Origin of the sequence: Streptomyces sp. NPDC091287 (genome assembly GCF_044768525.1) — a bacterium.
Classification (GTDB): domain Bacteria; phylum Actinomycetota; class Actinomycetes; order Streptomycetales; family Streptomycetaceae; genus Streptomyces.
The window spans coordinates 100,805-112,959 of the sequence record NZ_JBIVUV010000008.1 but is presented as its reverse complement, the minus strand read 5'-3'; the positions used below and the strand labels follow the sequence as shown (position 1 = coordinate 112,959).

The window sequence follows — 12,155 nt, the reverse complement described above, 5'->3', positions numbered from 1 at the left end:
AGGCTCCCTGAGGCTCCCTGAGGCGATGGCTCGGGGAATCGGCAGCGCACGCGTCGCAGATCACAGGCTGATACGGAAACCCTGTACGCAATCACAGGCATACAGGGCTTCCTGCCTGTACGATTAAGGGCAAACCTGATCGACCAACTCTGTCTGAAGCAGAGCTGGCGCGACCGTATGGCGGTCGTGGTGTCTCTTCGCCCGGCGTTTCTTCGCCGATTGCAGCGAGTCGCCCGGCATCTACCGCAGTTCCGCGCGAAGAGGACAGCTCTCGGCCGCTTCCGTCCGGCCCGCCCCACAAGGGCGCCGGGAAGCAGGGCCACCAGGCGGCAGAAAGGCAAGGACCGTGGCGACCACGGTCTCCGACCGCCCCGGATACGGGCAACTCCTGCGCACCCCCGGTGCGTGGACCTTCCTCCTCCCGGGCTTCGCCGCACGGCAGCCCTTCGCGATGCTCACCATCGGCATCGTTCTCCTCGTGCAGCACACGACCGGCTCGTACGGCAGCGCGGGCGCCGTCGCGGCGGTCTCCGGCGTCTCCATGGCGCTGTTCGCCCCGCAGAGCGGCAAGCTCGCCGACCGCTTCGGTCAGCGGGCCGTCCTGCTGCCCGGGGTGCTCCTCCACACCGTCTCCGTGAGCGTCCTGACCGTACTGGCGCTGGCGGACGCACCCCTGTGGGCGCTGTTCGTCGCCGCCGTGCCGACCGGCGCCTCGATCCCGCAGGTCGGCCCCATGGTGCGGGCCCGCTGGGCGGCGATGCTGGGGGCGACCCCCGACCGGCCCGCCTCTCCGCTGATGTCCACCGCGGCCGCGTTCGAGTCGGTGACGGACGAGTTCACGTTCGTCCTCGGGCCGGTGATCGCCACCGCCCTGTGCACCGGCGTGCACCCGGCGGCCGGACTGATCACGGAAGCCGCCCTGACCCTGGTCGGCGGCCTGTTCTTCGCCGCGCAGCGCGCCACCCAGCCCGCCCCTCGCAACGCGGCCACCGCGGCCGAACCGCACGCCTCGGCGCTCTCCGTGCCGGGTGTGCGCGTCCTGGCCGTCGCCTTCCTGGGCATCGGCGCGGTCTTCGGCGGGATGCAGGTCTCGTTGACCGCGTTCTCCGAGGAGATCGGCCACCCCGGGGTGAACGGTGTCCTCTACGGGGTCTTCGCGGCGGGCAACATGCTGGCCGGCATCGCCTGCGGCGCCATCGCCTGGAAGAGCAGCCCGCGCCGACGACTGATCGTCGGGTACGTGGCGCTGACCCTGACCGCGTCCGGCCTGTGGGCCGTGCACTCGGTGCCGCTGCTGGCCGGGCTCGGCCTGCTGGTCGGCCTCTGCATCGCTCCGGCGCTGATCAGCGGCTACACCCTGGTCGAAGCGCTGGTGCCGGCCACCGCCCGCACCGAGGCCTTCACCTGGCTGACGGGCGCCGTGGCGCTCGGACAGGCCGCGGCCGTGACCGTGGCGGGGCAACTCGCCGACGCCCATGGCGCGAGCACCGGTTTCCTGGTGCCTCTGGCCGGAACCGTGCTGGCGCTGATGACCCTGCTGGCCCTGCGTTCGCGGCTGACTCCGAGGTCCTCGGGGCGCACCGTCGCACGTGGGATCGGTCACCGCGAGCCGGTCACGGTGGACTGATTCAACGGAATACGTCAGTATGGAGCGTCGTTAGCACTCATTGAGTGAGAGTGCCAGGAGGAGCAAGTGCCGACCTATCAGTACCAGTGCACCGAGTGCGGCGAGGGCCTCGAGGCGGTGCAGAAGTTCACCGATGATGCCCTGACCGTGTGCCCGAGCTGCGACGGACGCCTCAAGAAGGTGTTCTCCGCGGTCGGCATCGTCTTCAAGGGTTCCGGTTTCTACCGGAACGACAGCCGCGGCTCCTCGTCGAGCAGCACGCCGGCGTCGGCGGCCTCGAAGTCGTCCGACTCCGCGTCGTCCTCGTCGTCGGGTTCGGACACGAAAACGACCGCATCGTCGTCGTCTTCTTCGTCCGGCTCCTCCTCGTCGTCGGCGTCCGCGCCGGCCTCGTCGAGCGGTACGTCGGCCGCCTGAGCCCGCGTACGCCCCATCTGCTTTTCACCGGACCCCGCCGAGGCCACTCGGCGGGGTCCGGGCGTTCGTCCTGGGAATCGCTCCTCCGGATACGGTGACCGCATGGCGAACGCACTTGACGAAACGGGCTCCGGTACGGGCACGGCGGGTACCGGGAGTTCCGCGGAGATCGGTGTCATCGGCGGCTCGGGCTTCTACTCCTTCCTGGAGGACGTCACCGAGGTCTCCGTGGACACCCCTTACGGGAAGCCGAGCGACTCGGTCTTCCTCGGCGAGCTCGGCGGCCGGCGGGTGGCCTTCCTGCCCCGCCACGGACGCGGCCACCACCTGCCGCCGCACCGCATCAACTACCGGGCCAACCTGTGGGCGCTGCGCTCCGTCGGGGTCCGGCAGGTGCTCGGCCCGTGCGCGGTGGGCGGGCTGCGGCCGGAGTACGGGCCGGGCACCCTGCTCGTCCCCGACCAGCTGGTGGACCGCACCAAGGCCCGCGTGCAGACCTTTTACGACGGTGAGACCCGGGCCGACGGAACCGTGCCGAACGTCGTCCACCTGGGCTTCGCCGACCCTTACTGCCCCGAGGGACGCAAGGCCGCACTCACCGCGGCTCGCGGACGCGACTGGGAGCCGGTGGACGGCGGCACCCTGGTGGTCGTCGAGGGGCCCCGCTTCTCGACCCGCGCGGAATCGCGCTGGCACGCGGCGATGGGGTGGTCGGTCGTGGGCATGACCGGACACCCCGAAGCGGTCCTCGCCCGTGAGCTGGGCCTCTGCTACACGACGATGACGCTGGTGACCGACCTGGACGCGGGGGCCGAGGCGGGCGAGGGCGTCTCGCACGAGGAGGTGCTCCAGGTGTTCGCGGCCAACGTGGACCGGCTGCGCTCGGTGCTGTTCGACGCGGTGGCCGGGCTGCCGAAGAGCGAGAACCGCAACTGCACGTGCGCCCACGCCCTGGACGGGATCGACACGGGGATCGCCCTGCCGTAGCGGGTATCGCCGCCGCTCGGGCAGGGCGGACATCGCCGGAACGGGTGACGGAGTTATCCCCAGTGCGAGGACTGTCCACAGGCCTCAGCGGGATCTGCGTGGGCGGGGGAAAGTGAGGGGAGTTCGGCCGGATCAACCGGTCCGAACTCCCCTTTCCCGTTCCTTTCCCTTGCCCGCGTCCGCCCGAATCGAGGTGGTGCCATGTCCCTGTCCCCGTCCCCGTCCCCGTCCACGCTCCCGTCCGTATCCGCTCCCGCCCCCGCGCCCGCGCCCATGCCTCCTTTCCCGTCCCGGTCCCCTTCGCCGTCTCGGCCCCCGTCCCGGTCCCCTTCTCCGTCTCCGTCTCCGCCTCCGGCGCCGGTGCCCGCGCCGTGCGGGGTGGGGCCGTTCGGGCCCCTGCGCGTGCGGGGCGGTGGCGCGGACCGGCTGCGCCGGATGTTGCGCCGACAGCGGCGGGCGGCGGCCGCGGGGCTCGCGCTGGCGGGTGCCGCGCTGGCCACCACCGGTCTGCACGGTACCGACGGAGAGGCCGGCCCACCGGACGCTCCGCCGGGGGCCGGCAGGTCGTCCGTGCGGCTGGTCTCCGCGCCGGTCAGGATCGCGGACCCGGAGACCGTACGGCTGCTGCGCCCCGGGGACCGGGTCGATGTGATCGCGGTCGGTGATACCGGCGACGAAGCGCGCGTGGTGGCGCGAGGGGTGCGCGTGGCGAAGGTGCCGCACGCGGCCGCAGAACCCGGCGGCCACGCGGCGGACGCTTCCGGCGCCGGGGCGGCGGCCGGGGCGCTGGTGGTGTTGTCCGTGGAACGGTCGACGGCCACGGCGCTGCTGGGCGCGGGCGCTTCGGGGCGGCTGGCCGTGGCGGTGTCCGATGCGAACTGACGTCTTCTCAAGTCACCCGGGAGAACCAGCGGGTTGGACAGTGCTGCCTTCTCCCGCCTTAGGTGGCGGAGCAGTTCGCTCCCCTCACCGTCGTGTACTTCCTGATGGTGCTGCCGATGGCCACGTACCTGGCCGGGCGGGCGGCGATGCAGGCCGCCAAGGAAGGCGTGCAGGAGACGATGGAGGTGAGCGAGCTGGAGGTGCTGAAGGAGTTCCGCGACGCCCTCGTGGCGCAGCGCACCGGTGGCGCGCCCGGCTCCCACGGCCCGGACTCGGGCGGAAGCCCGGGTGGAGCGAGCGGAACGGGCGGAACGGGCGGAACGGGCGGGGCAGCCGCGGGCACGCGCGAGGACCGGTAGTCCTCCGGGTCATCGCTCAGATGTGGTGGGGCGGCTTCTCGTCCAGGAAGCGTGCGAGGTCGGCGGCGCTGCCGCCGGAGAGAGGCCGCTCGCCCCACCCCTGGTCCGTATCGTCCGCGGACTGCCGGTCCAGCGGATCGTCGAAGTCCAGAACCGGCTTGGGCTTCGGTTCCTTGTGCGGCTGCTCCTGTGGCTGCTGCTGCTTCGCATCGCGCGGGCTGGGGGTGGGGGCGGCGCTCATGTCTCCAGGGTACGGCGGCTCACGGCGAGGTGTGAGCCGCCGTGGAGCCGGGCGGCGGGTGTCAGCGGTCCTTCGGGTCGAGGAGCCACAGGCCGAGCACGACGAGGAACGACAGGCAGAGGAAGCCGGCCCCCCACCAGGCCGTGCCGGTGTTGCCCTCCATCCACTCGTCGATCAGGACCGTCAGTCCCCAGAGCTGGCCGATGACGACGGTCATGGCCAGGGTGAGCCGGGCGGTCAGCTTCGAGGAGCGCTCGGGGTCCTGGTCGGTGCCCGCTCCGGGCCCGGGGCCGGTGTGCCGGACGCGGGGGTCCCCGTATCCGCTGGTGGGGCGGATCTGGGGATACCGCTCGTGGACGGGCCGGTTCAGTTCGGGGTCGGCGCTGCCGGGGTGGTACGTGGGGTAGTGGCTGCCGGGGGGCGGCAGCGGCTGCTCGGGGTGCGGGGTGTCGCTCATGCCCGCCTGCCCGGGTTCTCGGCGGTGGCGGAGGGCTCGCGCGCACCGGCGGCCCGGGGCGGGGATTCGGCTCCGCCGCCGATGTCGGGGCAGCCGATGCGGGAGGCGAGGTCGGGGCGGTCGCCGCCGAGCTGGCGGCAGAGGCCTTCCTCGATGCTCTCGCCGGAGCGGGTGGTCCCCACGGCCCATACGCTGCCGTCGTCCTGCTCGATGACCACGACCTTGGGCAGCCCGCGCGGCGGCGGTCCCGCCGTGACCTCTCCGGACCGGGCGTCGAAGACTCCTTCGTGGCACGGGCAGTACAGCTCGCCCTCGCTGCCCCGGTCCTTGCGCCAGAGCACGGCGCAGGCGAGGTGGGTGCAGACGGCGGAGTAGCCGACGAGGGTGCCGTCGTCGAGGCGGACGGCAACGGCCCGGTCCTCCTCGCCCGGGTAGCGGAAGGCGATCGACTCGCCGGGCAGGAGTCGCCCGGCGATGCGCTTCGCCTCGGGGGCCTTGCCCTCCTCGCCGTCGCCGTGGCGGTGGAGCATGCCCGCGGCCACCCCGACGCCGCCGAGGGCGAGGCCGCCGGAGACGGTGGTGACGATCCGGAGGTAGTCGCGCCGGGTGGTGAGGGAGTCGGCGGCGATCCGGTCCTGGAGCGCCTCGCGCGGGTCTCCCCCGGCAGGGTGTTCTCCACCCGGCTGCTGATCGGTGACGCTCATCGGCGGACGTCCTTCCCATTGATCTCGACGACGGGAAGCCCGCCGGGTACCGGCCACTGGACCCGTTCGGCGGGGACGACCATGGCCACACCGGTGCGGACCTCGGTCTCGCCGAAGACGAAGGTGTCGGCGACCTGGACGCCGGGGCGCTCCGCCTGGAGCTCCTCGACGGTGCCGTAGAAGAGAGCTCCGGTCGGGCAGACGGTGGCGCACATCGGGGCGAGACCGTAGGCGGTGCGGTCGTAGCAGAGGTTGCACTTCATCTGCAGTTTCGCCTGGAGGTCGATCTTCGGTACGCCGAAGGGGCAGGCGTTGACGCAGTTGGAGCAGCCGATGCAGCGGGTGGTGTCGGCCTGCTGCACCACGCCGTCCGCGGTCACCAGGATCGCGTCGGCGGGACAGACCTCGGCGCACGGGGCGACCGGGTCCTCGCAGTGCATGCAGACGGTGGGGAGGGAGGCGACGGAGTGGCCCTCGTCGGTGTAGTCGAGGTGGATCATCGATTTGCCTCGGTGCGAGTCGCACTCGCGGCAGGCGGAGACACAGGCCTGGCAGCCGATGCATCGCCCCGGGTCGATGAAGATCGTTCTGCCCATCATGGGGCTTCAGCTCCTCTCCGAGGTGCCACGGCCCTGGGGGGCCGTGGGAGGCAGCGGGTCGGTACGGGAGACCTGGGTCTCCGGGTAGGCGACATGGCCGGGAGCGACCGGCGGGGCGGGGACCTCGTCGATCCGCTCGGCGTGCTCGATGCGGCAGGCGCACACCTTGTACTCGGGGATCTTGGACCGGGGGTCGAGGGCGTCGATGGTGAGGGCGTTGGCCGCGGTGGGGATGGGCCAGTGGTAGGGGATGAACACGGTGTCGGGGCGGATCGCCTCGGTGACCAGGGCGGGGAAGACCTCGCTGCCGCGCCGGGTGACGACGCGGACGGGCTCACCGTTGCGGAAGCCGTGCGAGGGGTGGACCTCGGCCCAGGGTCGCGGGGTCTGTTCGACGAGGGCGCCGAGCCTGCGGGTCTGGTTGCCGGAGAGGAAGTGGGCGACGGTGCGGCCGGTGGTGAGCGACATGGGGTGCTCGTCGTCGTACGGGTCCATCGGTGGGTGCCATTCGACGACCTGGAGGTGGATCTTGCCGTCGGGGTGGTACGTCTTCCCGTCCTCGAAGAGCCGCGGGGTGCCGGGATGGTCGGTGGTGGGGCAGGGCCAGGCGATGCCGCCGGTCTCCTCCAGGCGTTCGTAGGTGATGCCGTAGTAGTCGTTGACGGTGCCGGCGGAGGCGACGCGCAGCTCGTCGAAGACCGACCGGGAGTCGGGGAAGTCGAATTTGTCGCCGGCGCCGAGCCGTCGGGCGAGTTCGCACATCGCCCAGGTGTCGGTGCGGACGCCGGGCGGCGGGTCCTGGGCCTTGTTGTGCTTGACCACGCGGGCTTCCGCGTTGGCCATCACCCCTTCGTCCTCGGCCCAGGTGGTGACGGGGAAGACGACATGGGCGTTGGCTGCGGTCTCGGAGAGGAAGAAGTCGAATTGCGCGTGGAACTCGGTGGCGTCGTACCCCTCCTTGACCACCCGGTAGTTGGGCAGGGAGACGAAGGGGTTGTTGCAGATGCCGATGAGGCCGCGGATCTCGCGGCGCTGCATCTGCCAGACCATTTCCATCATGGAGGTCCCGGCGGGCGGGAGCTCGGACTCCTCGATGCCCCAGATCTCGCAGATCTGGCGGCGGTGCTCCTCGTTCATGATGGAGCGTCCGCCGGGGAGGAGGTCGGACTTCTGGCCGTGCTCGCGGCCGCCCTGCCCGTTGCCCTGGCCGGTGATGGTGCCGTAGCCGGCGCCGGGTTTGCCGATGTGGCCGGTGGCGGCGCAGAGGTTGATCACGGTGAGGCAGTTCTCGACGCCCTGCGAGTGGTGCTCGATGCCCCGGGCGTGCCAGGCCATGGCCTTGGGCGCGCGGGCGAAGGTCCGGGCGACCTGGACGATCTGCTCGGCGGGGATCCCGCAGATCGCCGCGGCACGGGAGGGCGGGTATTCGGCGGCCTTGGCCTTGACCTCCTCCCAGCCGGTGGCATGGGCGGCGAGGTAGTTCTCGTCGGTGAGCCCTTCCTCGATGACGACGTGCAGGACGGAGGTGAAGAAGGCGGAGTCGGTGCCGGGCTTGAGGGCGACGTGGATGTCGGCGGTCCGGGCGATGGCGGTCTCGCGCGGGTCGATGACGATGAGGCTGGCCCCGCGGTCCCGGGCCCCCCAGACGTACTGGGTCATCACGGGGAAGCACTCGCCGACGTTGGAGCCCGCGATGAGCAGGCAGTCGGTGAGCAGGATGTCGGAGAAGGGGTTACCGGCCCGGTCGATGCCGAAGGCGAGCTTGTTGGCGCCCGCGGCGCTGACCATGCAGAGGCGTCCGTTGTAGTCGACGTGCCGGGTCTTGAGCGCGACCCGGCCGAACTTGCCCACCAGATAGGTCTTCTCGGAGAACAGGCTGGCCCCGCCGAGGAGCCCGAAGGCGTCGTTGCCGTGGGTCTGCTGGATGCGCTTGATCTCGGAGACGGTGAAGTCGAGCGCCTCCTCCCAGGAGACCTCGCGGAACTCCTCGTCGCGGGAGCGGCGCATCAGCGGGGCGGTCAGCCGGTCGGGGTGGTTGACCTGCTGGTAGGCGTTGATGCCCTTGGGGCAGAGCCGCATCCGGTTGATGTCGTGGTTGCGGGGCTCGACACCGAAGACCTTGCCGCCGCGGTCCACGCGCAGATACATCCCGCACTGGACACCGCAGAAGCAACAGTGGGTCGGCACGAGCGTCTCGCCGTTCTGGTCGGCGTGCCACTTATCGGCCGGAATGCCTCCCGCGTCCCGGAAGGCGCGGGTGCCGGGAGGGGCGAGGGAGGGGTCCAGGGGGATGAACGTACGGCGGTCGGCAGCAGCTCGCGGATCCGCGGTCAATTGAAGCCCTTCTTCACATGGGAGAGATAGGCGCTGCCGCGCAGCACCCGCTTGCAGCGCGGGCAGTATTCGGCCCAGGAGTCGAAGTCGAGCCGGAGGTCGCGCATGGTGCCGCGCAGGTTCTCGACGTAGGGGCCGGTGTCGATGGGCTCCTCGCAGCGGCGGCAGGCGAACACCTCGTCGTCCTTGCGGCCGGTGTACTTGAACAGCTGCATGCCGACCGCGGCCGGTCGCTGGACGATGTGGAAGAACTTGCCGAACGGGATGTAGATGAGGGTGAAGACGACCGCCACCATGTGCAGGATCGCGAGGAACTGGTAGCCGCCGCCGTGCAGGAAGATCGAAGAGAAGGTGAGCAGCAGTCCCGTCACGGAGATGACGATGAGCGCGATCAACGGCACAAGGTCGTAGGCGAAGCGCTGGCCGGTGGCGGCACCGCGGTCCTTCATACGGCGCCACAGGAAGTACGAGGCGCCGGGGATGACGAGGACGGCGGCGATGTCCAGGCCGTGGAACATCAGCCAGCCGAGGATGTTGAGCGAGTCGAATCCGAGGATCTTGAAGCCCCAGATCCGCATCTCGTAGCCGGGTCCCGATCCGCTGCCGGAAGTGAAGGTGAACCAGCCCCAGGTGAGCGGGAAGGTGATCAGGGCGGCGAGGACGCAGCCCCAGAAGATCAGCTGGTGGGCGGCCCAGCGGGCGTGGGAGCGGGCGCCGAGGAACTTCTGGAAGCCCAGATAGGTGGCGATCATCTTCGGCAGGGCGGTAGGGGCCCTGCGGAAGTTGTCCAGGGAGAAGAGGCTGCGCCAGCCCTGTTTGAAGAGGCGTCGGGCACCGGGGGCGGAGATCCAGACGGTGTACCGGTAGGCGACGCCGAAAGCGAGGAAGACCGTGGCCACGGCATAGGGGAGGAGGGCCGAGTCGAAGTTGCGGAGCATACGGCTGCCGAGCACGATCGCGAGGATCAGCAGGGCGGAGACGACCACGCCGACGAGCGTCGCCCGGGTGGTGACGGACCGGGGGCCGGTAGCGGAGGGAGACGTGGCCGAGGGGCCGTCAGGGATGTCGGGCTCGGCTGCTGCGGTGGCTTCTGAGGGCTCGGTCACCCGGCCACCGTAGGACTATTTGGGTTGATTGAACCTGTTTTGGCGGGCGCGAGGGTGAGAGGGTCGCCCGGACAGCCGCAAGGGTCGCCTTGCCCGGGCGGGGCGCTGCGGGCTCACCGCGCCCCGTCCGCCGGTACGTTCGCAGCGCATCGGCTCGCACTCCCGCGGGCCCCGATCCCGACCGGAGGAGCCGCACGATGATCCCCCTGAACCCCGAGGGCGACGCCGGCGGCCCCGAGGCCGCCGAGGACCCGATTCCGCTGGACGCGCTGACCGATGTGGCCGGAATCCGCGTCGGCCACGCCGAGGTGGCCGGTGCGGGCGCGTTGAGCGGAACGACCGTCGTCCTGGCGCCCGAGGGCGGGGCCGTGGCCGCTGTGGACGTACGGGGCGGCGGGCCGGGCACCCGGGAGACGGACGCGCTGGACCCGCGCAATCTGGTGCAGCGGGTCGACGCCGTCGTCCTCACGGGTGGCAGCGCGTACGGGCTCGACGCCGCTTCCGGCGTGATGGCCTGGCTGGAGGAGCAGGGCCGGGGCGTCCGGGTCGGCGCCGGACCCACCCAGGTGGTACCGGTCGTTCCGGCCGCCGCCCTCTTCGACCTCGGCCGGGGCGGCGACTGGCGGGCCCGCCCCGACGCGTCGACCGGCCGCGCCGCGGTGGAGGCCGCGGCTGCCACCGGGGCCGGGGAGCCCGTGGCCGAGGGCGGCGTGGGTGCGGGCACCGGCGCGGTGGCCGGGCAGCTCAAGGGCGGCATCGGCACGGCGAGCACCCGCCTCGCCTCCGGGGTCACGGTGGCCGCCCTCGTCGCGGTGAACGCGGCGGGCTCGGTGGTCGACCCCCGGACCGGGGTGCTGTTCGGGGAGTACGGGGCCGGGGAGCCGCCGGCCCACCCTCCGGCCGAGGTCCACGCGGCGGCGGGCCGGCGTCTCGCACGGGAGCGGGAGGCGACGGAGGCGGCCGGAGGCGGGGCCCCGCCGTTCAACACGACGATCGCGGTCGTCGCCACGGACGCGGACCTGACCCGGGCGCAGGCCCAGAAGCTGGCGGGCACCGCACACGACGGGCTGGCCCGCGCGGTGCGCCCGGTCCATCTGCTGACCGACGGGGACACCGTGTTCACGCTGGCCACCGGACAGGTGCGGGTGCCACCCGGGGACCCGGCCGCCGTCAACGAGATCCTGGCGGCGGGCGCCGACGTCCTGGCGCGGGCCATCGTCAAGGCCGTGCGCGCGGCCCGGAGCACCGAAGGGCCGGGTGGCAGGCTCCTCTCGTACACGGAGCTGTACGGCGGCTAGCGGCAGCACGCGCTTGCACGGCGCTCCGCGCCACGGAGCTGTACGGCGCTCGGCGGTCGATCCGATCGGCGGGGCCCTGGGGGCGCGCGGCGTGAGCGAGGGGCGTGCGGGCCGCCGACTCACCTTCTGTGTAAGGGAGTTCACCCGAAGCGCCCGAAATGCACCGGGAACGCGCGGGGAACTTTCTGCGTGCGCCCTACGTTTTTACGAACCCCGGTCACGATGTCGGACCCAGGGACTACGTTAAGCACGCATCAAGTAACACGCGGCGACGGCCTGGAGACACCACCTTGAGCGATCCGTACGAGACAACCGAGCACCACCTCGACCGGCTCCTGCGACGCGCCCTCAACTCCTTCGACCTCCCCGACAGCACGGTCGACCGCCTCGGCACCGCGCTCGCCCACAGCAGTTCGCTGCACTCGTCGCACCACAGTTCCGTGCTGCACCGCGAGACCTACCGTCACACGTATCTCCTCGCCGACGGCTCCGCCCTCACTCTGTGGGAGCTGGTGCACAGCGGAGGGCGGGACGTGCGGATACCGCGCCGGCACGAGCTGTACGACGACGAGGGCGACGCCCGCATCGCCGCGTCCCGGCTCGCGGGAAGCTTCTCCGACTCCCCGGCCTTCGGCGACGAGGGGGTGCAGGAGGGCCAGGGCGACCTGGAGATGCTGACGGTCCTGATGTCCGCCCCGCCGGCCCGCCTCCCCCGGACGTACGCCCCCGACAATTCCGCGGACCACGCCCGCCGGGTGCTGCGCCGCGCGGAGAACGCCGACCGGCCGGGCGAGCAGAAGACACGGCTGCTCCGGTCGGCATTCGCCCACCACATCACCCAGATCTTCGGGCGTCAGTGCCGGGTCGACGGCCGCCCGGCCGGTTTCACGCTCTACGAGCACGCGTTCCTGCTGCTGGACGGCAGCGAGACGAGCCTGTGGGAGGTCGAGCACACGGCGACACCCGACGGCCGCCACATGTGCGAGGTGTACGAGAACGAGCACACCGCCCGTGCGGCGATGGAGAGCCGCACCCGGATCTGCTGACCCGAACCGCCGTGACCAGCCGAGGCAGGTTCGCCGCCGGGGCCGGTCACTGGGGGGGCGGGCACAGCGGGGCCGGTCGCGCCGCCCACGCGGCGCCG

12 protein-coding genes and 1 pseudogene are annotated in these 12,155 nt (G+C 71.7%); 7 read left to right on the top strand and 6 right to left on the bottom strand.

Annotated features, from left to right (window positions below):
• Positions 1 to 346 precede the first annotated feature (346 nt).
• The 5 genes and pseudogenes from ACIQRW_RS15460 to ACIQRW_RS15440 all read left to right on the top strand — a co-directional run.
• Entirely contained in the window at positions 347 to 1,627 is a 1,281-nt protein-coding gene (locus ACIQRW_RS15460; RefSeq protein WP_403759690.1) for an MFS transporter, read from the top strand.
• A 66-nt stretch (positions 1,628 to 1,693) separates the two neighbouring features.
• A complete protein-coding gene (locus ACIQRW_RS15455) occupies positions 1,694 to 2,044 on the top strand; it encodes an FmdB family zinc ribbon protein (RefSeq protein WP_403759687.1) in 351 nt (116 codons plus the stop codon).
• 102 nt (positions 2,045 to 2,146) lie between these two features.
• Complete coding sequence (locus ACIQRW_RS15450) at positions 2,147 to 3,031, top strand: S-methyl-5'-thioadenosine phosphorylase (protein ID WP_403759684.1); 885 nt, start codon at positions 2,147 to 2,149, stop codon at positions 3,029 to 3,031.
• A 402-nt stretch (positions 3,032 to 3,433) separates the two neighbouring features.
• Entirely contained in the window at positions 3,434 to 3,913 is a 480-nt protein-coding gene (locus ACIQRW_RS15445; RefSeq protein ID WP_403760288.1) for an RcpC/CpaB family pilus assembly protein, read from the top strand.
• An 89-nt stretch (positions 3,914 to 4,002) separates the two neighbouring features.
• A pseudogene (locus tag ACIQRW_RS15440) lies at positions 4,003 to 4,272 on the top strand (large conductance mechanosensitive channel protein MscL); the annotation flags it as partial.
• 16 nt (positions 4,273 to 4,288) lie between these two features.
• On the opposite strand, the gene ACIQRW_RS15435 reads toward ACIQRW_RS15440, so the two are convergent.
• From ACIQRW_RS15435 to ACIQRW_RS15410, 6 genes are all read right to left on the bottom strand, one after another.
• Positions 4,289 to 4,513: a hypothetical protein gene (locus tag ACIQRW_RS15435; protein WP_403759681.1), complete on the bottom strand. Its 225-nt coding sequence runs from the start codon at positions 4,511 to 4,513 to the stop codon at positions 4,289 to 4,291.
• A 61-nt stretch (positions 4,514 to 4,574) separates the two neighbouring features.
• Positions 4,575 to 4,970: a hypothetical protein gene (locus ACIQRW_RS15430; protein WP_403759677.1), complete on the bottom strand. Its 396-nt coding sequence runs from the start codon at positions 4,968 to 4,970 to the stop codon at positions 4,575 to 4,577.
• Positions 4,967 to 5,674 carry a ubiquinol-cytochrome c reductase iron-sulfur subunit gene (locus ACIQRW_RS15425; RefSeq protein ID WP_403759674.1) on the bottom strand — a complete coding sequence of 236 codons (708 nt, stop codon included), beginning with the start codon at positions 5,672 to 5,674 and terminating at the stop codon, positions 4,967 to 4,969. The genes ACIQRW_RS15430 and ACIQRW_RS15425 overlap by 4 nt, the downstream gene beginning before the upstream one ends.
• Complete coding sequence (locus ACIQRW_RS15420; RefSeq protein WP_007452552.1) at positions 5,671 to 6,273, bottom strand: 4Fe-4S dicluster domain-containing protein; 603 nt, start codon at positions 6,271 to 6,273, stop codon at positions 5,671 to 5,673. The genes ACIQRW_RS15425 and ACIQRW_RS15420 overlap by 4 nt, the downstream gene beginning before the upstream one ends.
• A gap of 6 nt (positions 6,274 to 6,279) precedes the next feature.
• Positions 6,280 to 8,607, bottom strand: coding sequence for a molybdopterin oxidoreductase family protein (locus ACIQRW_RS15415; RefSeq protein WP_403759672.1), 2,328 nt, complete (start codon positions 8,605 to 8,607; stop codon positions 6,280 to 6,282).
• Entirely contained in the window at positions 8,604 to 9,713 is a 1,110-nt protein-coding gene (locus tag ACIQRW_RS15410; RefSeq protein ID WP_403759669.1) for an MFS transporter, read from the bottom strand. The genes ACIQRW_RS15415 and ACIQRW_RS15410 overlap by 4 nt, the downstream gene beginning before the upstream one ends.
• A gap of 197 nt (positions 9,714 to 9,910) precedes the next feature.
• On the opposite strand from ACIQRW_RS15410, the gene ACIQRW_RS15405 reads away from it, so the two are divergent.
• A complete protein-coding gene (locus ACIQRW_RS15405; protein ID WP_403759667.1) occupies positions 9,911 to 11,011 on the top strand; it encodes a P1 family peptidase in 1,101 nt (366 codons plus the stop codon).
• Between the two features lie 290 nt (positions 11,012 to 11,301).
• Complete coding sequence (locus ACIQRW_RS15400) at positions 11,302 to 12,057, top strand: DUF6227 family protein (RefSeq protein WP_403759664.1); 756 nt, start codon at positions 11,302 to 11,304, stop codon at positions 12,055 to 12,057.
• Positions 12,058 to 12,155: the final 98 nt, after the last annotated feature.

Coding starts and splice junctions, on each gene's coding strand:
- ACIQRW_RS15450 (WP_403759684.1), top strand. CDS start 2,147: ATGGCGAACGCACTTGACGAAACGGGCTCCGGTACGGGCACGGCGGGT.
- ACIQRW_RS15435 (WP_403759681.1), bottom strand. CDS start 4,513: ATGAGCGCCGCCCCCACCCCCAGCCCGCGCGATGCGAAGCAGCAGCAG.
- ACIQRW_RS15430 (WP_403759677.1), bottom strand. CDS start 4,970: ATGAGCGACACCCCGCACCCCGAGCAGCCGCTGCCGCCCCCCGGCAGC.
- ACIQRW_RS15425 (WP_403759674.1), bottom strand. CDS start 5,674: ATGAGCGTCACCGATCAGCAGCCGGGTGGAGAACACCCTGCCGGGGGA.
- ACIQRW_RS15420 (WP_007452552.1), bottom strand. CDS start 6,273: ATGATGGGCAGAACGATCTTCATCGACCCGGGGCGATGCATCGGCTGC.
- ACIQRW_RS15405 (WP_403759667.1), top strand. CDS start 9,911: ATGATCCCCCTGAACCCCGAGGGCGACGCCGGCGGCCCCGAGGCCGCC.